This window comes from Streptomyces liliiviolaceus (assembly GCF_018070025.1).
Taxonomy (GTDB): domain Bacteria; phylum Actinomycetota; class Actinomycetes; order Streptomycetales; family Streptomycetaceae; genus Streptomyces; species Streptomyces liliiviolaceus.
Genome location: NZ_JAGPYQ010000001.1, coordinates 3,180,608 through 3,204,627, shown reverse-complemented (window position 1 = coordinate 3,204,627; position 24,020 = coordinate 3,180,608). Strand labels below are relative to the sequence as shown.

At 70.8% G+C, this 24,020-nt stretch carries 22 protein-coding genes; 7 read left to right on the top strand and 15 right to left on the bottom strand.

Annotated features, from left to right (window positions below; genetic code table 11):
* The first annotated feature begins 85 nt into the window (after window positions 1–85).
* Window positions 86–2,833: a pyruvate dehydrogenase (acetyl-transferring), homodimeric type gene (gene aceE / locus J8N05_RS13980; protein WP_210882964.1), complete on the top strand. Its 2,748-nt coding sequence runs from the start codon at window positions 86–88 to the stop codon at window positions 2,831–2,833.
* Window positions 2,834–3,255: 422 nt separating this feature from the next.
* Here the strand turns inward: aceE and J8N05_RS13975 are convergent, their stop codons facing one another.
* Window positions 3,256–3,564: a small hydrophobic protein gene (locus J8N05_RS13975; protein ID WP_210882963.1), complete on the bottom strand. Its 309-nt coding sequence runs from the start codon at window positions 3,562–3,564 to the stop codon at window positions 3,256–3,258.
* 293 nt (window positions 3,565–3,857) lie between these two features.
* Window positions 3,858–5,474, bottom strand: coding sequence for an MFS transporter (locus J8N05_RS13970; RefSeq protein ID WP_210882962.1), 1,617 nt, complete (start codon window positions 5,472–5,474; stop codon window positions 3,858–3,860).
* Window positions 5,475–5,608: 134 nt separating this feature from the next.
* On the opposite strand from J8N05_RS13970, the gene J8N05_RS13965 reads away from it, so the two are divergent.
* The 3 genes from J8N05_RS13965 (at window position 5,609) to J8N05_RS13955 (ending at window position 8,644) form a co-directional block, all read left to right on the top strand.
* Complete coding sequence (locus tag J8N05_RS13965; protein WP_210882961.1) at window positions 5,609–6,277, top strand: TetR family transcriptional regulator; 669 nt, start codon at window positions 5,609–5,611, stop codon at window positions 6,275–6,277.
* Between the two features lie 173 nt (window positions 6,278–6,450).
* Window positions 6,451–7,674, top strand: coding sequence for an alpha/beta hydrolase (locus J8N05_RS13960; protein WP_210882960.1), 1,224 nt, complete (start codon window positions 6,451–6,453; stop codon window positions 7,672–7,674).
* A 58-nt stretch (window positions 7,675–7,732) separates the two neighbouring features.
* The gene (locus J8N05_RS13955; protein WP_247706711.1) at window positions 7,733–8,644 is read left to right on the top strand and encodes a DUF4429 domain-containing protein; all 912 of its coding nucleotides are present in this window, start codon (window positions 7,733–7,735) and stop codon (window positions 8,642–8,644) included.
* A gap of 128 nt (window positions 8,645–8,772) precedes the next feature.
* Here J8N05_RS13955 and J8N05_RS13950 read toward each other — a convergent pair whose 3' ends face one another.
* A complete protein-coding gene (locus J8N05_RS13950; protein WP_210882956.1) occupies window positions 8,773–9,789 on the bottom strand; it encodes an aldo/keto reductase in 1,017 nt (338 codons plus the stop codon).
* The gene (locus J8N05_RS13945; RefSeq protein WP_210882954.1) at window positions 9,786–10,250 is read right to left on the bottom strand and encodes a MerR family transcriptional regulator; all 465 of its coding nucleotides are present in this window, start codon (window positions 10,248–10,250) and stop codon (window positions 9,786–9,788) included. Before J8N05_RS13945 ends, J8N05_RS13950 begins: the two co-directional genes overlap by 4 nt.
* 95 nt (window positions 10,251–10,345) lie before the next feature.
* On the opposite strand from J8N05_RS13945, the gene J8N05_RS13940 reads away from it, so the two are divergent.
* Both J8N05_RS13940 and J8N05_RS13935 read left to right on the top strand, forming a co-directional pair.
* A complete protein-coding gene (locus J8N05_RS13940) occupies window positions 10,346–10,816 on the top strand; it encodes a GNAT family N-acetyltransferase (RefSeq protein WP_210882953.1) in 471 nt (156 codons plus the stop codon).
* A 79-nt stretch (window positions 10,817–10,895) separates the two neighbouring features.
* Window positions 10,896–11,717, top strand: a complete 822-nt coding sequence (locus J8N05_RS13935) for a serine hydrolase domain-containing protein (RefSeq protein ID WP_210882952.1) — start codon at window positions 10,896–10,898, stop codon at window positions 11,715–11,717.
* Here J8N05_RS13935 and J8N05_RS13930 read toward each other — a convergent pair.
* The 11 genes from J8N05_RS13930 to J8N05_RS13880 all read right to left on the bottom strand — a co-directional run bounded on the left by J8N05_RS13930 (window position 11,683) and on the right by J8N05_RS13880 (window position 23,044).
* Complete coding sequence (locus J8N05_RS13930; RefSeq protein ID WP_210882951.1) at window positions 11,683–12,144, bottom strand: cupin domain-containing protein; 462 nt, start codon at window positions 12,142–12,144, stop codon at window positions 11,683–11,685. The genes J8N05_RS13935 and J8N05_RS13930 overlap by 35 nt on opposite strands.
* Window positions 12,141–13,028, bottom strand: coding sequence for a cysteine hydrolase family protein (locus tag J8N05_RS13925; protein ID WP_210882950.1), 888 nt, complete (start codon window positions 13,026–13,028; stop codon window positions 12,141–12,143). Before J8N05_RS13925 ends, J8N05_RS13930 begins: the two co-directional genes overlap by 4 nt.
* Entirely contained in the window at window positions 13,025–14,692 is a 1,668-nt protein-coding gene (locus J8N05_RS13920; protein ID WP_247706269.1) for an amidase, read from the bottom strand. The genes J8N05_RS13925 and J8N05_RS13920 overlap by 4 nt, the downstream gene beginning before the upstream one ends.
* Window positions 14,689–15,768 carry an acetamidase/formamidase family protein gene (locus J8N05_RS13915; RefSeq protein ID WP_210882948.1) on the bottom strand — a complete coding sequence of 360 codons (1,080 nt, stop codon included), beginning with the start codon at window positions 15,766–15,768 and terminating at the stop codon, window positions 14,689–14,691. The genes J8N05_RS13920 and J8N05_RS13915 overlap by 4 nt, the downstream gene beginning before the upstream one ends.
* Window positions 15,765–17,195 carry an amidohydrolase family protein gene (locus tag J8N05_RS13910; RefSeq protein WP_210882946.1) on the bottom strand — a complete coding sequence of 477 codons (1,431 nt, stop codon included), beginning with the start codon at window positions 17,193–17,195 and terminating at the stop codon, window positions 15,765–15,767. Before J8N05_RS13910 ends, J8N05_RS13915 begins: the two co-directional genes overlap by 4 nt.
* Entirely contained in the window at window positions 17,192–17,998 is an 807-nt protein-coding gene (locus tag J8N05_RS13905) for a creatininase family protein (RefSeq protein WP_210882944.1), read from the bottom strand. Before J8N05_RS13905 ends, J8N05_RS13910 begins: the two co-directional genes overlap by 4 nt.
* Window positions 17,999–18,091: 93 nt before the next feature.
* Window positions 18,092–18,946: an ABC transporter permease gene (locus J8N05_RS13900; RefSeq protein ID WP_210882943.1), complete on the bottom strand. Its 855-nt coding sequence runs from the start codon at window positions 18,944–18,946 to the stop codon at window positions 18,092–18,094.
* Window positions 18,943–19,716 (bottom strand): ABC transporter ATP-binding protein, encoded by a 774-nt coding sequence (locus tag J8N05_RS13895; protein ID WP_210882942.1) that lies wholly within the window; start codon window positions 19,714–19,716, stop codon window positions 18,943–18,945. The genes J8N05_RS13900 and J8N05_RS13895 overlap by 4 nt, the downstream gene beginning before the upstream one ends.
* A 31-nt stretch (window positions 19,717–19,747) precedes the next feature.
* The gene (locus tag J8N05_RS13890; RefSeq protein WP_210882941.1) at window positions 19,748–20,821 is read right to left on the bottom strand and encodes an ABC transporter substrate-binding protein; all 1,074 of its coding nucleotides are present in this window, start codon (window positions 20,819–20,821) and stop codon (window positions 19,748–19,750) included.
* A 56-nt stretch (window positions 20,822–20,877) separates the two neighbouring features.
* Complete coding sequence (locus J8N05_RS13885) at window positions 20,878–21,615, bottom strand: FadR/GntR family transcriptional regulator (RefSeq protein WP_210882940.1); 738 nt, start codon at window positions 21,613–21,615, stop codon at window positions 20,878–20,880.
* A gap of 358 nt (window positions 21,616–21,973) precedes the next feature.
* Complete coding sequence (locus J8N05_RS13880; RefSeq protein WP_210882939.1) at window positions 21,974–23,044, bottom strand: aldo/keto reductase; 1,071 nt, start codon at window positions 23,042–23,044, stop codon at window positions 21,974–21,976.
* A 124-nt stretch (window positions 23,045–23,168) separates the two neighbouring features.
* On the opposite strand from J8N05_RS13880, the gene J8N05_RS13875 reads away from it, so the two are divergent.
* On the top strand, window positions 23,169–24,011 hold the full coding sequence (locus tag J8N05_RS13875) for a helix-turn-helix transcriptional regulator (RefSeq protein ID WP_210882938.1): 843 nt from the start codon (window positions 23,169–23,171) through the stop codon (window positions 24,009–24,011).
* Window positions 24,012–24,020: the final 9 nt, after the last annotated feature.

Here is a 24,020-nt window from a genome sequence, read left to right as displayed (position 1 = left end):
GGGAACGGTGCAGACGCCCAGGAAACCAGAGAAAAAGCAAAGAAAAAACTGAGAAGAAGCGGCCCCCCGAGAGCGAAGGAACAGCGTGGCTTCCGGACCCGATCGCAACCCGATCATCATTGGCGGCCTTCCGAGTCAGGTCCCTGACTTCGATCCCGAAGAGACCCAGGAGTGGCTCGACTCCCTCGACGCCGCCGTGGACCAGCGCGGCCGGGAGCGGGCCCGCTATCTCATGCTGAGGCTGATCGAACGCGCCCGCGAGAAGCGCGTGGCCGTTCCCGAGATGCGCAGCACCGACTACATCAACACCATCGCCACCAAGGACGAGCCGTTCTTCCCCGGCAACGAGGAGATCGAGCGCAAGGTCCTCAACGCGACCCGCTGGAACGCGGCCGTGATGGTCTCCAGGGCCCAGCGGCCCGGTATCGGTGTCGGCGGCCACATCGCCACCTTCGCGTCCTCCGCCTCGCTCTACGACGTCGGCTTCAACCACTTCTTCCGCGGCAAGGACGGGGGTGACGGCGGCGACCAGATCTTCTTCCAGGGGCACGCCTCCCCCGGTATCTACGCCCGCGCGTTCCTCCTGGACCGCCTCGACGAGGCGCAGCTGGACGCGTTCCGCCAGGAGAAGTCGAAGGCCCCGCGCGCGCTGTCCTCGTACCCGCATCCGCGCTCCATGCCGGACTTCTGGGAGTTCCCGACCGTCTCCATGGGCCTGGGTCCGCTCGGTGCGATCTTCCAGGCGCGGATGAACCGCTACATGGAGGCGCGTTCTCTCGCGGACACCTCGAAATCCCACGTCTGGGCGTTTCTCGGCGACGGCGAGATGGACGAGCCGGAGTCGCTCGGCCAGCTGTCCATCGCCGCGCGCGAGGGCCTGGACAACCTCACGTTCGTCGTCAACTGCAACCTCCAGCGCCTCGACGGTCCTGTACGCGGCAACGGAAAGATCATCCAGGAGCTGGAGTCGCAGTTCCGGGGCGCCGGCTGGAACGTCATCAAGCTGGTCTGGGACCGCAGCTGGGACCCGCTGCTCGCCCAGGACCGCGACGGCGTGCTCGTCAACAAGCTGAACACCACGCCCGACGGCCAGTTCCAGACGTACGCCACCGAGACCGGCGCTTACATCCGCGAGCACTTCTTCGGCGGCGACCACCGGCTGCGCGGCATGGTCGAGAACATGACCGACGACCAGATCCTGCACCTGGGCCGCGGCGGTCACGACCACCGCAAGGTCTACGCGGCCTTCGCGGCGGCCAAGGCGCACAAGGGCCAGCCGACCGTGGTCCTCGCCCAGACGGTCAAGGGCTGGACGCTCGGCCCGAACTTCGAGGGCCGCAACGCCACGCACCAGATGAAGAAGCTGACGGTCGCCGACCTCAAGGGCTTCCGTGACCGGCTGCACCTGCCGATCTCCGACAAGGAGCTGGAGTCCGGCGCGCCGCCGTACTACCACCCGGGCCGGGACTCCGAAGAGATCCAGTACATGCACGACCGCCGCAAGCAGAACGGCGGGTACGTCCCGACGCGTGTCGTGCGCTCGAAGCCGCTCGCACTGCCCGAGGACAAGACGTACGCGAGTGTGAAGAAGGGCTCGGGTCAGCAGTCGATCGCCACGACCATGGCGTTCGTACGGCTGCTCAAGGACCTCATGCGGGACAAGGAGATCGGCAAGCGGTTCGTGCTGATCGCACCGGACGAGTACCGCACGTTCGGCATGGACTCGTTCTTCCCGAGCGCGAAGATCTACAATCCGCTGGGGCAGCAGTACGAGGCCGTGGACCGGGACCTGCTCCTCGCGTACAAGGAGTCGCCGACCGGGCAGATGCTGCACGACGGCATCTCGGAGGCGGGCTGTACGGCCTCCCTGATCGCGGCCGGTTCGGCCTACGCCACGCACGGCGAGCCGCTCATCCCGGTGTACGTCTTCTACTCGATGTTCGGTTTCCAGCGCACCGGTGACCAGTTCTGGCAGATGGCCGACCAGTTGGCGCGCGGCTTCGTACTGGGTGCGACCGCGGGGCGTACGACTCTGACCGGTGAGGGTCTGCAGCACGCGGACGGGCACTCGCAGCTGCTCGCCTCGACCAACCCGGGCTGTGTCGCGTACGACCCGGCCTACGGGTTCGAGATCGCGCACATCGTGAAGGACGGGCTGCGGCGGATGTACGGCTCGTCCGAGGAACACCCGCACGGCGAGGACGTCTTCTACTACCTCACCGTCTACAACGAGCCGATCCAGCACCCCGCGGAGCCGGCGGACGTCGACGTCGAGGGCATCCTCGCGGGCATCCACCGCTTCGCGGCGGGTACTTCGGGCTCCATCCCGGCGCAGATCATGGCGTCCGGTGTGGCGGTGCCGTGGGCCGTCGAGGCGCAGCGGCTGCTCGCCGAGGACTGGGACGTACGGGCCGACGTGTGGTCGGCGACCTCCTGGAACGAGCTGCGGCGCGAGGCCGTGGAGGTGGAGCGGCACAATCTGCTGCACCCGGAGGAGGAGCAGCGGGTTCCGTATGTGACGCGGAAGCTGTCGGGTGCCGAGGGGCCGTTCGTGGCCGTTTCCGACTGGATGCGGTCGGTTCCGGACCAGATCTCGCGGTGGGTGCCGGGGACTTACCAGTCGCTCGGCGCCGATGGGTTCGGGTTCGCGGATACGCGGGGCGCTGCTCGGCGGTTCTTCCACATCGACGCGCAGTCGATCGTGGTGGGAGTCCTGACGGAACTCGCCCGCGAGGGGAAGGTCGATCGGTCGCTGCTGAAGCAGGCGATCGATCGGTATCAGTTGCTCGATGTGGCCGCGGCTGATCCTGGGGCCGCGGGGGGTGACGCGTAGCGCTCCGCGGGGAGTGCGGGTTCGGGTGCGGCTGCGTGGGGGCTGGCCGCGCAGTTCCCCGCGCCCCTTAAAAGCACCGGGTGCGGTTGTGTGGGCGGCTAGCCACGCCGTTCCCCGCGCCCCTTAAGAACTTCGGGTGCGGCCCGGTGGGGGCTGGGCGCGCCGTTCCCCGCGCCCCTTCAAGGCGGGGCTGCGCCCCGATAGGGGCGCGGGGAACTGCGCGGCTCGCCCCCACCGGGCCGCACGGGCATGACGCGCGCAGAGACGTGCCTCGCGGGTCCATCGGGGCGCAGCCCCGTCTTGAAGGGGCGCGGGGAACTGCGCGGCCAGCCCCCGCCGGGCCGCACGGGCATGACGCGAGGCAGCGATGTGCCCCGCCGCCCTTCGAAGGGTGCGGGGCACATCTGAGATCTTCAGCTCGGTCAGAACATCATTCCGCCGGGGGCTGCCGATCCGGCTATCCAGATGACGGCCAGAACGGTGTCGATCGCTCCCAGTACCACCGCGATCAGCGCCGGTACGGGGCGGGCGCCGTTCCATCGGCGCCCCATTGCCAGCCAGCCGCAGACGATGGCCGCCGGGCCGAGGATGATCCCCAGCACAAGGAATCCGGCGACCGCGCAGATGACTCCGATGATTCCGAGCGTCGCGCTGTCCGGCCCGCTACGTGACCTCGTCCGGCTACGTGAGCGAGGGTGTTTGCGCGTGGTGTGACCGAAGCCCGCCATCATCAACTCCCTGGACCTCTGAGCCGACCGAATGCCGGTCGGTTCGGGCTCGGAAGTCGGGTACCCCGGTCATGTCAATTCAGACGCGTACTTCTTTGAAACGGTTGCGCGGCGTGCTGCCCCCCTCCGGCAGCACGCCGCCACTTCAACCGAACTGCCCGTTCCGTACAGATCAGTTGAGACCACTCTGACCTGGGATACGGGCGGTATGAAAGTCATACGCAGAGGTGTCACCCGGATAAGCGAAAACCCCGCCGAGCGAACTCGGCGGGGTGTAAAGAGATTTCGGAACCGGACTAGATGTGGCCGACTCCCGCGCCCGCCTCCGCGTTGGCGCCCCTCTTGGTGAGGAAGGCGACGAAGACGGCCACGACGGCGACCCCCGCCGCGACCAGGCTCGCCAGGCTCATACCGGAGATGAACGTGTCGTGGGCGACGTCCGTGATCTTCGCGGCGATCTCGGGCGGCGTGCCCGGGGCCACCGGCGGCGCGCCGACCTGTACCGCTTCCGCGGCCTGGTCCAGCTCGGCCGGGGAGAGCTTCGGCAGGCCCGCGTCGGCCCAGTTGCCCGCGAGGTCGTTGTCGACCTTGGACGCCATCACCGCGCCCAGGACCGCCGTGCCGAGGCTGCCGCCGATCTGCATGGCGGCCTGCTGAAGGCCTCCCGCGACACCGGACAGCTCCATCGGCGCGTTGCCCACGATGACCTCGGTGGCGCCGACCATGACGGGCGCGAGGCCGAGGCCGAGCAGCGCGAACCAGATCGACATGAGACCGCTGCTCGTGTCGGTCTCCAGCGTCGACACACCGAACATGGCGATGGCGGTGAGCGCCATACCGCCCGCGAGCGGGACGCGCGGTCCGGTCCTGCCGATCAGCACACCGGCCAGCGGCGAACCGACGATCATCATGCCGGTGAGCGGAAGCAGGTGCAGACCCGCGTCGATCGGGCTCATCCCGTGCACGTTCTGCAGGTAGAAGGTGACGAAGAACAGGCCGCCCATGAAGGCGATCGCCATGAGCACCATCAGGACCACACCGGCCGACAGCGGCACCGAGCGGAAGAGGGCGAGCGGGATGAGCGGTTCGCGCACCCGGTTCTCCCAGAACGCGAACAGGGCGAAGCCCAGCACGGAGATCCCGAGGAACGACCAGGTCAGCGCGGCTCCCCAGCCCCACGCGGGGGCCTTGATGAGCGCCCAGACCAAACAGAACATGGCGCCGGACAGCAGACCGATGCCGAGCAGGTCGAAGGAGCGCGGCGCGTTCTTCGCCCGGTGGTCGGTGAGGATCACCGCGCCGAGGACGACCGCGAGGATGCCGACCGGCACGTTGATGAAGAAGACGGACTGCCAGCTGACGTGCTCGACGAGCACCCCGCCGAGGATCGGGCCGCCCGCGGTGGAGGCGCCGATGACCATGCCCCAGATGCCGATCGCCATGTTCAGCTTCTCGGCCGGGAAGGTGGCCCGCAGCAGGCCGAGCGCGGCCGGCATCAGCAGCGCGCCGAACAGACCCTGGAGCACCCGGAAGACCACCACGAAGGCGATGCTGTCGGACAGCCCGATGGCCCCCGAGGCCGCCGCGAAGCCGACCACGCCTATGAGGAAGGTCTGACGGTGGCCGAACCGGTCCCCGAGCTTGCCCGCCGTGATCAGCGTGACGGCGAGCGCGAGGAAGTAGCCGTTCGTGATCCACTGGACGTCGGCGAAGGTGGCGCCGAGGTCCTTCTGGATGGCCGGGTTCGCGATGGCCACGATGGTGCCGTCGAGGGCCACCATCATGACGCCGACCGCCACGGTGATGAGGGTGAGCCACGGGTGGCCGCGCAGCCCCTCGGCCGGAGCCGGGCCGGGGGCGGCCGGGGCCTCGTCGGCCGGGCCCGTCTTGTCGACGGTGGTCTGACTAGTCATGCGATCGAGATTAGTGACAGCCGCTGACAATTGACAAACCAATTCACAATTCGGTAACTGACAAGTCATCCGCGGGGCTCGTACGCGCAACGGATGGTCACCCGGGCGCCTCCCGGGGACGGGAAAGAGGACTCATGGACACGGCACCCCGACCGGGCCTGCGCGAACGCAAGAAGCAGCGCACACGGGACGCGCTGGTGCGGTCCGCCCTGGAGCTGTTCGCGGCCCACGGGTACGAGCGGACGACCGTCGACGAGATCGTCGAGGCGGTCGGCGTCTCCCAGCGCACCTTCTTCCGCTACTTCGCCGGCAAGGAGGAGGCCGCCTTCGCCGTCCAGGAGATGACCGAGTCGCACTTCCTGGACGCGGTACGCCAACGCCCGCCCCACGAAGCCCCCTTGGACGCGCTGCGCCGGGCCGTCATGGCGAGCTGGGACACCATCGGGGAGGCGATCGAGGCCGTCGTGCCGATCGAACTGCACATGCGCACCTACCAGTTGATCGAGTCGACCCCCGCGCTGCTCGCCACCCATCTGCGCCGGCACGAGGGACTGGAGGAGCAGCTCGCCCGGCTGATCGCGGACCGCGAGGGCGTCGACGTGGACGCCGATCCGCGCCCGCGCGTGGCGGTGGCCCTGTTCGGCGGGGTGATGCGGCTGGCCTCCCGCCGGTGGGGCGCGGGCGACGATTTCAGCGTGGCCGCGATGCGCGAGCTGACCGCCTCGTATCTCGACGGGATGGGGCCCGCGTTGATCGAGAACTGGCACACGCGTGACGGAAGCGGCCACCGGGACGCGGAGTAACTCCTGTCGCACACAAAGTGGTGACCCTACGGGTACGGATCACCCCATGTGCGTACACAGCGTGATGACCTGGCAAAGGGCAGGCCCACATTGCCCCAATTACCCCAACGGAAACGTGATCCGCCTCACTCGGTTAACGCGAGACCCTCTCGTTCTCCTAGTGTGTCCTTTCAGTGACTTCCTTCGACTCCACCCCCCAACTCAACGTCTGGCGCATGTTGCTCGCGCTGGCCGTGGTGTTCGTGATGCTCGGGACCACCGGCTGGACCGCGGTACGCGGCCACAGAGGAGCGGCGACACCGATCGCGGCCTCCCTCGCCGCCTGGGAACGCGGTCACATAGGCGGGCACCGGCTGCCGGACCCGGACGAGACGACACCGATCCGGCTGGCCCAGTTCTTCGCCTCGCTCGACGCGCACCAGCGGACCCGGCTCGCCGCCCGCTATCCGCTCGCGGTCGGCAACATGAACGGGGCGCCGGTGGCCCTGCGCTACCGCGCCAACCGGATCGCCCTCGGCCAGGCACGCAAGGTCGAGATCGAACGCATGCGTGACAAGCGGCTCTCCGCGATCGGCCAGCGCGACGCGGGCCGCCGGATGCACCGCTACGAGGCGCTGATGGCCGACGGGCGCCGCATCCTCGCCTTCGACCCGATGGGTTCGGGCCGGGTCGCGGAGGTCTTCGGAGACCTCGGCAGGGCCGAACGGGTCTCGGTCGTGGTGCCCGGCGTCGACACCGACCTGCTGACCTTCCAGCGCACCGAGCGGCAGTACACCGCGCCGGTCGGCATGGCCAAGGCGCTGTACCGCGCCGAGCGGGAGGCAAGCCCGGCCACGCGTACGGCCGTGATCGCCTGGGCCGACTACACGACCCCGAACGGGCTCGGCATGGACGCCGCCACCGGCATCCGCGCCGAGGAGGGCGCGGTCCGGCTCGACGCCCTAGTGCGGGCGCTGCCCGGCCGCTCACGGGTCGCGCTGTACTGCCACAGCTACGGATCCGTGGTCTGCGGAGTGGCCGCCCACTCGCTGCCGCCGCGGGTCTCCGACATAGCGGTGGCGGGCAGTCCTGGCATGCGGGTCGAGCGGGCGGCGCAACTGCGTACCGCGGCCCGGGTGTGGGCCGTACGGGACTCCGACGACTGGATCCAGGACGTACCGCATCTGGAGGTCGGCGGGCTCGGCCACGGCGCCGACCCGATGTCCTCGGACTTCGGCGCGCGGGTGCTGTCCGCGCGCGGGGCGAAGGGACACACCGGGTATTTCGAGCCCGGGACCGACAGCCTGCGGAATTTCGCCGAGATCGGTATTGGCGCGTACCGCGCGGTCAGCTGTGCGCACGAGGACGACGTGTGCCGGGAGGGTCTGCCCGGTACCGCCGAAGCCGGACGCGCGTAGAGGACGAGACAAGTGCGGGCCGCTCAGGGAGGGGACTAGGAAGCGCATGCCGCATACGATGGCCCGCATGGGTGACGTACTGGCCGGATTTCATGCCGCCTGGGAGTTCGAGTCCGACTCCGTGCTCATCCGCTTCGAACGGGGGATCCGCACACCGAAGCTGTTCCAGGCGCTCGGTGAGCGGCGCATCCCGCTCGACGCGATCGCGTCGGTGACGCTGACGCCCGGCAAGCGCGGGACGGTCGTCCTGCGGGCCGAGCCGCGGCCGGGCGCCGATCCGTTGATGGAGGCGGCCGCGGGACAGCTGAGGGATGTGTGCGACCCCTACCGCCTCGTGCTGCCCGCCGAGCGCGAGACGCTCGCCGAGTACTACGCGGACGAGTTGCGCGCGATGCTCGGGCCGCCGGACGCGGGGCCGGTCGAGCGCTATCTCGTCCGGGCGCCCGAGACGCCGCTCCAGTTCAAGGCGTACGACGGCAAGGCGTCCTTCGACGGGAAGTCCGTGGCCTTCCGGTGGTTCTGGACGGGTGCCTCGTCCGCGAAGTGGAAGGCCGGCGACCAGACGTTCGCCGTCGCCGACCTGTGCGGGGTGGAGTGGCGTTCGCCCGAGATCTTCGAGGGGCATCTGCGGCTGCTGCGGCGCGAGGAGGGGGGTACGGGGGCCTCCCGGCCGGGGCAGGCGGATCAGGATCCGGCCGCGGTCGTGTTCGGGCTGGGGTACGGGCCGGTGCACGAGTCGCTGCCGTTCGCGGCCGCCGTGCTGGCGGCGGCGCGGTCCGGGGGGCCGGCTGTGCTGCCCGACGTGGCGTCGGGGCCGGCCGCCGGGGCGGTCGCGGTGGCCCCGCGGGCCCGGCGCGACCCCGCGGACATCGCCGAACGGATCCGGCACCTCGGTGAGCTGCACGAGGCGGGGCTCGTCACGGACGACGAGTTCTCGGTGAAGAAGGCGGAGCTTTTGGCGGAGCTCTGACGGTTCCGCCGTGGGGTCGTCCGCGGGCCGGTGGGGGCTTGTCGCGCAGTTCCCCGCGCCCCTAAAAACGGGGCTGCGCCCCTGCTTTTCGCCCTTCAGGGGCGCGGGGAACCCGATGAACCGCCGTGCTACTCCCGGCCCGCCGACGCGAACGTCATGTCGGCGTAGCGCGTGCCCGCGACCCGGTCGGCGATCGCGTCCAGGACGCCGAGGTCGGAGTCCGTCAGAGCGATCCGCGTCGCCGCCGTGTTCTCCTCCACCCGCGTACGCCGACGCGTACCGGGAATCGGCACGACCGGCAGCCCGTGCACCTCCGCCCGCCGGTGCACCCACGCCAGCGCGATCTGCCCCACGGACGCCCCGTGCCCCTCGGCGACCGTCCGGATCGAGTCGAGCAGGGCCGCGTTCTTCGCCGCGTTGTCCCCGTTGAAGCGGGGCTGCTGCCGGCGGACGTCGTCCGCGGTCAGCTCCTTGTCGGCGTCCGTGAAGGAACCGGTGAGGAAGCCGCGCCCGAGCGGGGAGTACGGGACCAGCGCCACGCCCAGCTCACGGGCCGCCGGAACGACCCCCGCCTCGATGTCCCGGCTGAACAGCGACCACTCCGACTGCACGGCCGCGATCGGATGCACCGCCTGCGCGGCCCGCAGTTCCCCGCCCGTCACCTCGCTGAGACCGAGCTGCTTGACCTTGCCCTCGCGGACCAGCTCGGCCATCACGCCGACGGTCTCCTCGATGGGGACGTTCACATCACGGCGGTGCATGTAGTAGAGGTCGATCACGTCGACGTCCAGCCGCTTGAGGCTCGCCTCGATCGCCTGCCGGATGTACGGGCCGTCGTTGCGGATGATCCGCCGCGTCGGCTCGTCCGGCGGGATCGTCATGGCGAACTTCGTCGCGATGACCACCTCGTCGCGGTGCGCCGCGAAGAACGGCGCCAGGAACCGCTCGTTCTCCCCCCGCCCGTAGGCGTCGGCCGTGTCGTAGTGCGTGACGCCCAGCTCCAGCGCGCGCTCCAGCGTGGCCCGGGCCTCCTCGGCGTCCGTCGGACCGTACGCGAAGCTCATGCCCATGCAGCCGAGCCCCTGCACGCCGACCTCGGGGCCGCCCGTGCCGAGCGGTGCCTTCGCGATCCTGCTGTCCGTCATCGGGACCTCTCCGACGCCAGGGCCTGCCCGGCGTCCGCATAGAAATTGATCTTCCGGTCGAGCACGGCGAGGGTGTCCTGGAGTTCGGCGATCCGGGCCCGCACGTCCCGCCGCGTCGCTTCGAGCAGTTCGAAGCGGTCCGCGTACGTCTCGTCGCCCTCGCGCACCATCTCCGCGTACCGCACCATGTCGGCGACCGGCATCCCGGTCAGCCGCAGCTTGCCGACGAGGTCGAGCCAGTCGAGATCACGGTTGCTGTAGCGCCGCTGGCCCGTGTGCGAACGGTCGATGTGCGGCATCAGCCCGATCCGCTCGTACCAGCGGAGCGTGTGCGCCGTCAGGCCGGTGAAGGCGACGACCTCGCTGATCGTGTACTGGTCCCGGCCGTCGGGACGCCTCTGCCTCTGCGGCGGGGCTACGCAGACGTCGGTCCCGGGCTCCGTGGTCTCCATCACCGTCATGACCTCCACGCTAAAACCTTGGAGTGCACTCCAAGCAAGCGGAAACGGATGAAATTCCGGGGACACGGGGCGCCGCGCTGGCTAGCGTGCCGATCATGAGCCTTGTACGCCGTGCTGTGCCCGAGGACGCCGAGGAATTGCTCCGACTGCGTCAGGTGTTGATCGACTCGATGTCCGGGGCGGACACGTCCACCGGCTGGCACGCGGAGTCCCTGGACACCGTACGGGGTCGGCTGGCCGATCCCGACGGGGGTTTCGCGGCCTTCGTCGTCGATCACCCGGAGCGGGCGGGGGCGCTGGCCGCGCTGGTGGTGGGGACCCTGGAGTACCGGATCGGGCGGCCCGGGAATCCGCACGGACGGATCGGTTACGTGTTCAGCGTCGCGACGGATCCCGGTGCGCGGCGCCGGGGGTACGCGCGGGCCTGCATGGAGGAGCTGGTGGTGTGGTTCCGGGAGCGGGGAGTCGGGCAGATCGATCTGACCGCCTCGGCGGAGGCTGCGCCGCTGTACGAGTCGATGGGGTTCGTCCGGACCCCGGATCCTCTTATGCGGCTTCGATTGTGACTGCGGCCCGGTGGGGGCCGGTCGCGCAGTTCCCCGCGCCCCTGACGGGGCCCCCACACGGGGCCCGTAGGCTCTGGGCATGTCTATGGAGAGCCTCGCGCTGATCGAGAAGTGGCCCGTCCCCACCGCCGCCGCGGCTGTCGTGCGGGCGGACGGCACCCTGCTCGGGGCCCACGGTCCCACCGCACAGCCCTTCGCGCTGGCCTCGGTCACCAAGCCCCTCGCCGCCTACGCCGTGCTCGTCGCGTACGAGGAAGGGGCCGTCGAGCTGGACGAGGCGGCCGGGCCCGAGGGGGCCACCGTGCGGCATCTGCTCGCGCACACGAGCGGGCTCGCCTTCGACGAGCACCGGGTGACGGCTCCGCCCGGACAGCGGCGGCTGTACTCCAACGCCGGGTTCGAGCAGTTGGGCGACCACCTCGCGAAGGCGACGGAGATCCCCTTCGGCGAGTATCTGCGACAGGCGGTGCTCGAACCGCTCGGGATGACGTCGACGACCCTCGACGGCTCCCCCGCGAAGGACGGCGTCTCGACCGTCGACGACCTGGTGCGGTTCGCCGCCGAGGTGCAGGCGCCACGGCTGCTCGACCCGCGGACGGTCGCCGAGGCGATGACCGTGCAGTACCCGGGGACGAAGGGCGTCCTGCCGGGCTACGGCCACCAGAACCCCAACGACTGGGGCCTCGGCTTCGAGATCCGCGACTCCAAGTCGCCTCACTGGACGGGCGGTTCGTCCTCCCCCCGCACCTTCGGTCACTTCGGTCAGTCCGGCACCTTCCTGTGGATCGACCCGGACGCGGGCGTGGCGTGCGTGGCCCTGACGGACCGCGCCTTCGGCACCTGGGCGACGGAGGTCTGGCCCGCGTTCACGGACGCGGTGCTGGCCGAGCTGGGCCGCTGAGCACCGCCCGGTCGGCGTCGTCCCAGGCCGAGTCCGTCCCCGCGGTGACGAGCGAGGCGAAGCCGCCGGGCATGGCCCCGCCGTCCTCGGCCATGATCGTGACGGTGTACATGCGTTCCGTGGCCGAGGTGTTCTCGATGCGGTGGAGCGAACCCGGCGGCAGGACGAGGACGTCCCCGGGGCCGATCGGCACGGAGTGCTCGTCGCTGTGGGCGGTGCCGTGGCCGGCGAGGACCACGAAGATCTCGGTGGACTCGGGGTGGGAGTTGTCGGGCTGGGCACCGCCGGGCTCCCAGACCTCGTAGAACACGCTGGTCGGCGAGTTGTCGGCCGGACCCGCCAGCAGGGCGAGCCGGACCGTGTCCGTGGGTGAGATCAACTGCGGTGTCACCTGGTCCAGGCGGCGGAGGATGGGCGGGGTGCTCATACGGTGTCCTCGGGGTTCGGGGTGGTCGGATCGGCGGGCTCCGCCTTGAGGGCGTCCAGCAGGTCGGAGGTCGACGCGGTGAAGCCGTAGCACTGGCGGACGTTGTAGAGGGTCGCGTCGTGGCAGTAGGACGGCGAGGTCGTGGCGGACGCGTCGTCGAGCATGACGACGTCGTAGCCCAGGCACGCGGCGTCGATGAGCGTGGCGTACACGCACTGGTCGGAGTTGACGCCGGCGAACAGCAGCGTGTCCACGCGCAGATTGCGCAGGACACTGTCGAGCGGGGTGTCCCAGAAACCGCTCATCCGGTACTTGTCCACCTGGATGTCACCGGGCTCGGCGCTCACCCCGTCCACGAGGGCGGCGCCCCAGCTGTCCTTGGTCAGCACGGGGGCGCCCGAGGGTGCCGTGCGGGAGCCGATGCCCTCGCCGGTTCCCCGCGGGTCGTAGACGTGGGCCACGCCCGGCGGCAGGTTGGCCTGGTCGGGGCGGTTGCCCCAGTTCAGCCAGATCACGGGGATCCCGGCGGCCCGCGCGCCGGTGACGGCCCGCGCGCCGAGGCCGACGGCCGGTGCCAGGACCGACACGTCGACGCCGATACCGGCCAGCCAGCCGTCGGCGGCGCAGAAGTCGTTCTGCAGGTCCACGACGATGACGGCGGTGCGCGACGGGTCGAGCGTCAGGGGCGTCGGCAGGGCGGGGAGGGTGACGGACCGTTCGGGCAGGTGCGGGCGGTGCAGGTCCACACTGCCGGCGACGCCGTTGCCGTTGCCATCGCCGTTGCCGTTGCCGTTGCCGTTGCCGTTGCCGGGGAACTGCCAGCGGTTGCGGTGCCGTAGGGGTGCGCGGCCGTCGGGGACGACCGCCCCGGTACCGGTACTCATCGAAGGGCCTCCAGACCGGCGGCGAGGGCGAGCAGGGCGTGGTCCGTGCCGGGCGCGCCGAGCAGGCACACACCGGCCGGGCGGCCGTCGGCCAGTCGCAGCAGGGGCAGGGACAGGGCGGGAGCCCCGGCGAGCCCCGCGAGGCAGGTCATGCGCAGGGTCGCCGCCCGCTCCGCCTCGATCCGCTCACCGGTCGCGGTCCGCCCCGGCGCCGGACCGGACGCCGAGGGGATCACCAGTACGGTGCCGGTGAGCCGGGCCCGTAGCTGTTCGCGGGCCTCGGCGACGACCTCGCGCGCCTGTTCCGCCTGCCGTTCGGTCACGTCGGCCGCCTGCGCGAAACGGCCGCCGACATCCGCGCCGAGCGCACCCGGATGAGCCGTGATCCACGCGCCGTGGGCCTGCCATGCCTCCCACGCCTGGACCGTACGGAAGGCGGTGAACCACCTTTCCAGCACGGGGAGTTGCAGATCGTCCGGCTCCGGCGGCGGGAGCTCTCCCGCGTCGCACAGGGACTCGACGGTGGCGGCGAAGGTGTTCCGTACCTCGGTGCTCGCCAGTTCCTCCAGCACCGGCAGCCGTACCGTGCGGCGAACGGCCACCGTGTCGTCCCCGGCCTGCTCCGGCTGCCCGAGCAGGGCCTCGGCGACCAGGGCGGAGGTGCGTACGTCACGGGTGAGCCAGCCCACCGTGTCGAAGGACGGGGCCAGGGGCAGGACTCCGGCCGTACTGATGGCGCCGTGCGTCGTACGCAGTCCGACCAGGCCCTGGTAGGAGGCCGGTACCCGGATCGAGCCCGCCGTGTCGGTGCCCAGGCCCACGTCCGCCTGACCGAGTGCGACGGCGGCGGCCGGGCCGCTGGTGGACCCGCCGCTGACACTGCCGGGGGCGGCCGGGTTCGGCGGTGTGCCGTAGTGCGCGTTGGTTCCGGCGAGGCTGTAGGCGAACTCGTCGGTGCGGGCGATACCGACCGCGTGGGCACCGGCTTCGAGGAGCGCGGCGACGGCGGGAGCCGTGTGCGTACGCGGCCGCTGTTCGGCGAGCCAGGTGGGTACTCCCGCGCCGACCGGGTGGCCCGCGACGTCGAACAGGTCCTTCACGGCGAGGCCGTACCCGTCCAGCGGACCGGGTGCCGTGGCCGCCGCCAGCGGATCTCCGACGGCCCGCCAGACCGTACGGTCGAAGGCGCCTGACCCGGCGCCCGACCCGGCCCCGGAAACCGGCTGCGCGGCAGCGGTCGGCAGGCTCACGTGGGCCGCGGCGACGGCCCAGCGGCCGTCGTCCAGCAGCCGCCACAGCTGGGTCTGCAGGCCGGTGGCGTCGCCGTCGCGGGTGCTCGCCATCAGCAGGGCCGCGTCGGGCGCGACCACCTGGACGTGCAGTTGGACGACAACCCGGGTGGGGACTTTGGCGCGGGCCGAGCGGAAGCCCGCGATGGCGTCGTGGCCGACGAGGAGCGTGCGGCCGTCGCCCCTGATGGTGTGCGGGCCCGGCATGAACAGTTCGTCGAGGGTCGTGCGGTCGTTGGCCAGCAGAGCCGCGTCGTAGCGCCGGAAGGCGTCGAGCAGTCCGTCCGGCACCGCGTCGGGTGCGATCACCTCGCACGCGTCGGCGGCAGTGGTGGCTGTGCCCGTCGTGTCTGTCGTGCTTGTGTGCGTCGTCACCACGCACCTCCTTCCACCAGGGCGAAGTCCGAGAGTCTGATGCGGGCGTGGACGCCCTTGACGACATCCACCACCTGCGAGATGTCGAAGTCGGTCGCGGCGCTCAGGTACGCGTACGCCAGCTCGGGAGCCATGCCGAAGGACGCGCCCAGCACTTCCAGGGCGTTGCGGGCGCAGGCCGCGACCGCCTCGTCCAGGTCGGGGTCGAGGCCGGTCGGGACGAGGAACTGCGGGGTGCGGACCACGGGTCCGCGAGCCGCGCCGAAGAGTTCCGCGGCCCGCGCCGCGGGCACGACGTCGAACGTCAGCGTGGCGCGCAGCGGCGCTTCGAGGGCGGTCAGCGCGATCTCGCCGTTTCCCTGCGCCAGATGCGGGTCCCCGGCGTAGAAGCCGGCGCCCGGCACCTGCACCGGCAGATAGAGGGTGCTGCCCTCGCGCAGCAGCGAGATGTCGAGATTTCCGCCGTGCAGCCCCGGCGGGGTGGAGTGCAGCCGCTCGGGGCCGGGTGTGGCCACACCCATCACGCCGAGGAAGGGCGCGAGGGGGAAGCGGACGGGCCGTTCCGTCGCGCCGGGGAGGAGCGGCAGGGTCGCCAGCGCGGTGGCCGGGTCCGCCCCGTCCAGCCCGAGCACCGAGCAGAACACGCTGGTCAGCGGGGAGTTCGAGGGGAAGGACTCGGGGAGCAGGCCCTTGGCGTGGCGGCTGGAGATCACTCCGTACGAGGTGCGCGGCTGGAGGCGGTCGACGTGGACGGCCAGGTAGTCGCCGACCTCGGCGCCCCGTATCTCGATCGGTCCGGTGACGATGTGCGGGCCGTCGGCGGGCGTGTGCGCGGCGTTCGAGGCGATCGCGACGGTGTCGGCCAGGACGTCCTCGGGGGCGACTCCGTGGCGGCCGAAGAAGGTCACCGGGTCGCGGCCCTGGTCCTCCATGACGCCCTCGTGGCTGACGGTGTCCAGGGTGATCTGCTCGCCCGGCTCGACGGAGAGCACCGGGGCGTCGTCGCCGCTGGGCAGGCGGCCCCACAGGGTCGTGTCCACCGTGGCACCGAGGTGCCGGCGTACGGCGGTCGTCATCGTTCCTCCGCGTGGTTCATGGGGTTCAGGGCGCCACGCGGGTGCGCGGCGGTCAGGACGGGGGCGGGAAGTCCGCGGTCGTGTGCCGCGCGGGCCATCCGGGTGTGTGTCTCCGCCGTGGCGTCGGCCGCCAGCGGATGCTCCGGCCGGCCGTCGGCGACGACCCGCCGCCCGCCCACGTACACCTCTTTGAGGTTGCGCGGTCCGCAGGCCAGGACGTATCCCGCGTACGCGTCCCAGACCGGACCGGTGTCCGGGTCGGCCGGGTCGACGACCAGGAAGTCGGCGAACTTGCCCGGTTCGAGGCTGCCGATCCGGTCGTCGGCGCCGAGCACCTCGGCCGAGCCGAGCGTGTGCAGGCGCAGTACCTCGCGCGGCATCATGACCGACGCCCGGGAGTGCGCGGCGCGCAGCGCGTACAGGCCGATCCGCATGTTCTGGAAGGGGTCGGAGACGTCCGTGCAGGACTGGTCGTCCAGGCCCATGCCGACGCGGATGCCGCGCTCGCGGTAGCGGGCGATGTCGGCGAATCCGGAGCCCAGCCGCCCGTTGGAGGCCGGCTGCCACACGACGGCGCTGCCGCTGGCCGCCACCGCGTCGATCATGTCGTCGGTGGGGTGGACGAAGTGCCCGAACAGCATGTCCGGTCCCAGCGCCCCGGCCTTCGCGTACCAGTCGAACTTGGCCTGCTGGGCCTCGATGTTCTCGGCCGTCTCCACGAAGTGCGCCTGGTTCACCACGCCGTGGCGCCGCATGGTCTCGGCTTCCAGGGCCGCCGTGTCCGGTGAGTCCGACCACTGCACGGCGCCGTAGACGGAGACGCCGAGGAAGGCGTCCCGCGGGATGCGTCCGCGTGCCTCGTCGGCCATCCCGGCGAAGTTGGCGCGGGCGCCGTCGGGGCCGAACTCCTGGTCGTCCAGGCGGATCGCGGTCATCACGCGCAGCCCGGAGCGGGCCGCGGCGTCGAACTGGCGGGTCAGGAACTCCTCGGGGTGGACGGCCCCCGGCACATCGCGGTGGGTGGTCCGGTCGTACATCCACAGCACCCGGTTCTGGGCGAAGTTGTACGCCGAGGTGATGCCGTTGCCGAGGAAGTCCAGGCAGCCGTGCAGGGCGAACCAGTACATGTCCTCGGGTCCGGCGCCGAGCAGGATGTCGTTGTTGGCGCGCACCCAGGGGTAGAGCGTCTCCCCCGCCGCGAGTCCGCGCAGTCCCGAGGTGTGCAGATGGCTGTGGGCGGAGACGAACCCGGGGGCGACGATCTTCCCGGACGCGTCGAGCACGGTCCCTTCGAGGGCCGGGGGTTCGCCGGGGCCGATGCCGGTGATGCGGCCGTCGCCGCCGACCGTGAACCATCCGGTGAAGGGGTCCTGCCCGTCGGCCATGGTGAGCAACAGGGCGTTGACGACAGTGAGTTCGGCCGTCATGCGGCGGTCGTCCCGCCGAGCGCGGGGAACGCGAAGTCCCGTACCTCGGTGAGTGCCTCCGCGAGCAGGCCGCTCCAGTGCTCCAGGAGCAGTCTGCCGGTGTCGGCGTTCGCCCCGGTCGGGTCGCCGACGACACCGGAGGCCGACACGTCGTCGATCAGCCAGGCGGTGGGGACCACGCCCTCCAGGGTGAGGTGCTTCTGCGCGCGGTAGAACGCGCCGACCGTCAGTCCGTCCGCGACCGCCTTGTCCTGCTTGACGAGTTCCGGTGCGATCGCCATCACCAGGGAGGTCTCCAGGAAGCCGCCGTGGATGCCGAAGGGGTCGGGGTCCTCCACGGTGTCCGGGAGGGCGAACCGTGACGGCATGATGGAGAAGACCTCCAGGCCGAAGCGGTGCCGGATGTCGCGTGACACCACGTCCAGGAGGCTCGGCTGGCCGCCGTGGCCGTTGACGAAGACGAGCTTGCGCACTCCGCCGGCGGCGAGCGACTCCCCCAGGTCCAGGCAGACCGACAGCAGGGTGTTCGTGGACATGGCGATGGTTCCGGCGCGGCCCAGGTGCTCGGTGGACTTGCCGTAGTGCAGGGTCGGCAGGACCCAGGTGCCGCTGTCGGGGCCGAGCCGGCGCACGGCGGTGCGGGCGATGGTCTCGGCGGTCAACGCGTCGGTGATCAGCGGCAGATGGGCGCCGTGCTGTTCCACCGCGCCGATCGGCTGGACCACCACGGTGCGGTCCTTGGCGAGGCCCGCGACGTCCTCGGTGGTGAGGTCGGCCCACATGCGGGTGCTGTCGTCGTTCATGGTGATTTCCTGTCGTTCTTCTTCGGCGGGCTTCAGCGGGCCGCGCCGGGATCCAGCGGGCTTCGGCGGGCGGCTTGTCGTGCGGCCGGCGGCCTATTCGTCGGTCGGCAGCGCCGACTCGTGCCACTTGCCGAGCAGGAGCCTCTCGGCGCCCACGACGACCGCGAACAGCAGCAGCGACACGACGCTCGCGCCGAACACCGCGAGGAACAGCTGAGGCGTACGCAGCTGCACCGCGCTCTCGGTGATGACGTATCCCAGGCCGCCCGCGCCGCCGCCGACACCGGCCACGAACTCGCCGACGATCGCGCCGATCACGGAGGCACCGGCGGCGACCCGCAGGCCGGTCAGGATCTCCGGCAGTGCGCCCGGCAGCCGCAGGAAGAGCAGTTGGACGCGGGCGGGGGCGCCGGCCATCGAGTAGAGCTGGACCAGGTTGCGGTCGACGGACTTCAGTCCCTGGAGGGTGTTGGCGGCCACCGGGAACAGCGCGATCATCGCGGCCACCATGGTGTTGGTGGCCATACCGGGGCCGAGCCAGACCACGAACAGCGGCGCGATCGCCACGATCGGGATGGTTTGCAGCAGGATCAGATAGGGGTACAGGCTGCGTTCCATCAGCCGCCAGCGCCCCATCACCAGCGCGCTGCTCACGCCGACCACCCCCGCGAGCACGAAGCCCAGCACCGACTCGCGCAGGGTCACCCAGGTCGGGGTGAGGATGGAGTCGGCCTCGTGCAGGACGGTGTCCACCATCGTCATGGGCGAGGGCAGCATGTAACCGGGGATGTCGAACGCGACGATCACGAGCTGCCACAGGGCGATCATCACCACCAGCGCGCCCAGCGGCGGCAGTACGGTCCGCAGGGCCACGGGCCGCCCGGCGCGCGGGGACTTGGCGGGCTGCGCGTCCTCGGCGGAGGTCCGCGCGGTGTCGAGCACGGTCATATCCCCGCGCCTCCCAGCATGGTCGAGATCTCGGTACGCAGTTCCCGCAGCGCGGCGTCGTCGCGCGGGGCGGCGGGGTCCGTGGTGGGCGGGCTCGGGGAGCGGAACACCTCGATGACGCGCCCCGGTCCGGTGCCCATCACGGCCACCTGGTGGCCGAGGCGGACCGCCTCGGGGATGGAGTGGGTGACGAACATGACGGTGACCTGGCGGGTGCGCCACAGGTGGAGCAGTTCGGCGCCCATCTTCTCCCGGTTGAACTCGTCCAGCGCGGCGAACGGCTCGTCCATCAGCAGCAGTTCGGGGTCGCTGGTGAGCGACCGGGCGAGCGAGGCGCGCATCTTCATGCCGCCGGACAGCTCGCGCGGGTAGGACTTCTCGAACCCCTGGAGACCGACCAGGTCGATCGCCTTCTGCGCGCGTTCGCGGCGTTCGGCACGGGGTACGCCCTGGAGTCTGGCGACGAGTTCGACGTTGGCCCGGATCGAGCGCCAGGCCAGCAGCGTCGGGTCCTGGAAGACGTACGACATGCGGTCGGTGCGGCGGTTCATGGTGCCGCTGGTCGGGGCGGTCAGGCCGGCCGCCATGCGCAGCAAAGTCGACTTGCCGCAGCCGGAGGGGCCGACGAGGGCGGTGATCTCGGACCGGGGCAGCCGCAGGTCGATGGGGGCCAGGGCGCGGAAGCCGCTGTTGTAGACCTTGTCCGCGCCGTCGAAGTCGACCAGCGGGCCGAGGTCCGCGGCGGGGTCGTGCACGGTGGCTGTACTCATGGGTGTCGCTCCTTCCGGTCGGTGGGACCAGTCAGTAGGAGCCGTCGGGCGCGGCGGGGAGGGCGGACGGCGCGGCGACCTTCGGGAGCAGTGAGGAGTCGTACAGGTCGGCGGCCTTCGGGGTGCCCTTGAGCTGGCCGAGCTGCTTCATCTGGTCGATGAGGGTGTTCCAGCGGTCGGCGGTCATCGTGCCGAGCTGCTTCTTGCCGTCACCCGCGACGACGTACTTGCGCTGCTTGTCCCACGCGTACCAGACGCTTCCGCTGGTCTGCTGGTCGTTGGCCTTGAGGATGGCGGCGTTGGCGGTCTTGGCGACGCTCACGTCACCCATGTAGTCCTGCCAGCCCTGCATGCTCGCCGCGAGGAAGGCGGTCAGTTCCTCGCGGTGGCTCTTGAGGTAGGACTCGGAGGTGAAGAAGACGTCGTTGTACGGGTTGTAGCCGGAGTCGGAGAACGGGATGAAGTCGACCTCCACCCCGGCCTTCTGCGCCTGGTACGCCTCGTTGGTGGGCCAGCCCTGCTGGACGAGGCTGTCCTTCTTGAGGAAGTTGGCGATGGAGCCCTGGTAGACCTGCGTGGAGAAGTCGATGCCGGTCTTCTTCTTGACCCACGCCGGGCCTAGCTGGCCGGTCTGCGTCACCCAGGTCTTGCCGTCCATGTCGTCGAAGGACGTGATGCCGCTGTCCTTGTGCGTCATCACGCCGACCGGGTTGTCCTGGTAGAGGGCGCCGATCGCGACGATCGGGATGCCCTGCTGCTGGGCCTGGACGATCCCGGCGGCGTCGGCGAATCCGACCTGCGCGCGGCCGGCGGCGACGAGCTGGGTGGCCGAGACCTGGGGGCCGCCGGACTGCAGGGTGACGTCGAGCTTTTGGTCCTCGTACAGGCCCTCGGCCTTCGCCGCGAAGAAGCCGCCGCCCTCGGCGTCGGCGTACCAGGGCAGGACGACCTTGAAGTCGGTGGTGTCGCCGGACCCGGCCGCCGCGGAGGTCGAGGAGGAGTCGGAGCCGCAGGCCGACACGGCGACCAGGGCGAGCGCGGTGGCCGAGACGGCGACGGCGGTGCGGGACGGCCGGGCATGCCGGAGGAAGGTCTGGAGGTGCATGGGGTGCTCTTTCGGGGAGGGGCCGGTGGGTGGATCTGCCGGGCCGGATCAGAACGTCAGAACGAAGGCAGGTTGTTCTTCGTGAGATGCGTGACGTCCGCGAGGTGCGCCAGCATCGCGTCCCGGGCCGCGGCGCCGTTGCCGCTCCGTACTGCGGTGAAGATGAGCTGATGGCCGAGGTGCGAGGAGCGCCTGGCCTCGTCGGTGCCGTGGGAGAAGGCGCGTACCGACTCCGTCCAGCTGTTGGCGAGCGAGTTGAGGGCCACCATCAGCGGGTTCTGCGACGCCTGGGCGAGCAGCATGTGGAAGGTGATGTCCGCCTTCAGGGACTCCTCCTGGGTGAGGTCGTCGCGGGCGGTGGTCTCCAGTACGCGTTCCAGCGCGTACAGGCCGGCCTTGGTGGCGCGTTCCGCGGCGAGTTGGGCGAACTTGGGCTCGATCGTCTCGCGCAGCTCCGCCACATCGCGCAGCGTCCGCTCGGACTCGGGCATCTCCTCGTACACGGTGCGTACGTGGGCGGGTGCCTCCAGCACGATGGTGCCGCGGCCCGGCCTGCGTTCGACGACCCGTTTGGCCTCCAGTTCGTGCATGGCCTCGCGCAGAGAGGCCCGCGAGACCTTGAGCACCTGCGCCAGTTCACGCTCGGCGGGCAGCTTGGTGCCGGGTGCCAGGGAACCGCTGCTGATGAGCGTTTCGATGTGGGCGACGATCTCGCTGCTCACACTCGTCGACTGCCGCACGAACGCGTCGAACGTGACCGACTTGATCGACTTGATCGACTTGTCCAACGCCATTCCTCCCCGACCGGTAGGTGTGATGGTCAGACCATCTGATGAAGCGAACGTACGGCCGATCATTTTCAGCCGGAAGACTTCACGGACATCGGGAACAAGACGTTTACACGGGACGCATGGGCGTAACAACGGCTCCTGCGTCGATAAAGGGCGCCGTCGAGGGGAAACGACGGTCGGCGGGCGCCCTGGGCGACCCGCCGAACCGGAGAGAGGACTGGATCAACTCCGTTACGCGGCAACGGAGTAGGGACCGACGACGGCCGGGCCCACCTCGGGGGCGAGCGCCGACGGCCTCACGGCGACGGGCACCCCGACCGGCCGGCGTGGCCCGAAACCTCCTGGACATCTGCCACCGGTGTCAGCGGCGGCTCTCGATCCGCAGGTCGCCCGCGGTCACCCGGCGGATGTGCTCGCCGGCGAGCATGTCGTGCGGGAAGCCGAGGCCGATCCGGCTCGCCTCGTCGAGGCGGGCCAGCTGGGCGGCGGTGAAGTCGACCTCCAGGGCGCCCAGATTGCCCTCCAGCTGCGCGGGGGTGCGGGCGCCGACGACCGGCGCGGTCACGCCCGGGTTCCGCAGGGTCCAGGCCAGACCGACCTGGGCGGGTGTGCGGCCCTGCTCCGCGGCGACCTCCTTCACCACGTCGGCGATGGCAAGGTTGCGTTCGGTGACCGTGCCCAGGGCGGCGTTGAAGCTCTTGCGGGTGCTGCCGCCGGACGCGGTGTCCGCCGCGGTCAGGTCGTCGCGGCTGTACTTCCCGGTGAGCAGCCCGCCCGCCAGCGGCGAGTACGGGATCACGCCGAGACCCATCTCGCGTGCCATGGGGATGAGGTCGCGTTCGCCGGTGCGCTCGATCAGGCTGTACTCGATCTGCAGGGCGACCAGGGGCGACCAGCCGCGCAGGTCGGCGATCGCCTGCATGCGCGACACCTGCCAGGCCGGGGCGTTGGAGATCGCCACGTACAGGACCTTGCCCTGCCTGACCAGGTCGTCCATGCCGCGCAGGATCTCCTCGACCGGGGTCGTGAAGTCCCACACGTGCAGGTAGAGCAGATCGAGGTAGTCCGTGTTCAGCCGGCGCAGACTGGCCTCCACCGACGCGAACAGGCTCTTGCGGTGGCCGCCGCCGGAGTTGGGGTCGCCGGGGCGCCGCAGCGTCGTGTACTTCGTCGCCAGCACCAGGCTCTCGCGGTTGGCGCGGTCGCGGGTGAACTCGCCGAGCAGCCGCTCGGAGCTGCCCTCGGTGTACGTGTTGGCGGTGTCGATGAAGTTGCCGCCGCGCTCCACGTAGAGGTCGAACAGCTTGCGCGCCTCGTCCCGCTCCGCGCCCCAGCCCCACTCGGTGCCGAAGGTCGCCGCGCCCAGGGCCAGCGGTGAGACCCGCAGCCCGGAACGGCCCAGCAGCCGGTAGGTGTCGAGGGTGAGTGACATGGTGTCGTTCTCCTGTGCTCGCTCGTGATCCGTCGTCGCCAGCGAGTCTGCGAGCGCCCCGGGCCGGGGGTAAGGGAAGGGCCTTCCTGGGAACACCGGTCCCACCCTGGTGGTTGGGTCGGACATGACGACCCGCACCGTGGACGTGGACGCGACACAGGAACTGGCCGCGTTCCTGCGGACCCGGCGTGAACGGCTGGACCCGGACGATCTCGGGCTGCCTTCGCGCCGGCGCTCCCGGCGCACCCCGGGCCTGCGCCGCGAGGAGGTCGCCGAACTGGCCGGGGTCAGCGTCGACTACGTCGTACGGCTGGAGCAGGGACGCGGGCTGCGGCCCTCGGCGGACGTGCTGGCGGCGCTGTCCCGGGCGCTGCGCCTGAGCGCCGACGAACGCGCCTACCTCTTCGACCTGGCCCGGCAGCGCCGCCCCGACACCGCCGAACGGCCCGCCACCAGCGCGGCGCCGACCCTCGCCCGGCTGGTCGAGGACCTGTCGCCCCTGCCGGCCATGGTGCTGAACCACCGCTACGACATCGTCGCCTGGAACCGCGAGATGGCGGGGCTGCTGGTGGACTTCGCCACCCTGCCGCCGGCGCGGCGCAATTCGATGTGGATGTGCCTGATGCATCCCCGGACCCGCGAGCTGTACGTCGACCGCGAACGCGTCGTACGGGAGGGGGCGGCCCATCTGCGCGCCGCGTGGGCCGCGTATCCCGGGGACCGGGTCCTGAACGACCTCATCGCCGAGTTCAGCACGCACGATGAGCGGTTCGCCCGCGCGTGGGCCGAGCGGGACGTCAAGGTCAAGGGCCGCGGACGCAAGGTCATGCGGCATCCCGAGGCCGGCGAGATCGCGGTCGACTTCGAAGTGCTCACACCGATCCAGGATCTGGACCAGCGGGTGGTGATCTACCGCCCCGCGGACGACGAGAGCCGGTCGGCGATGGGCCGGCTGCCCACACGCTGATGCGGCCCG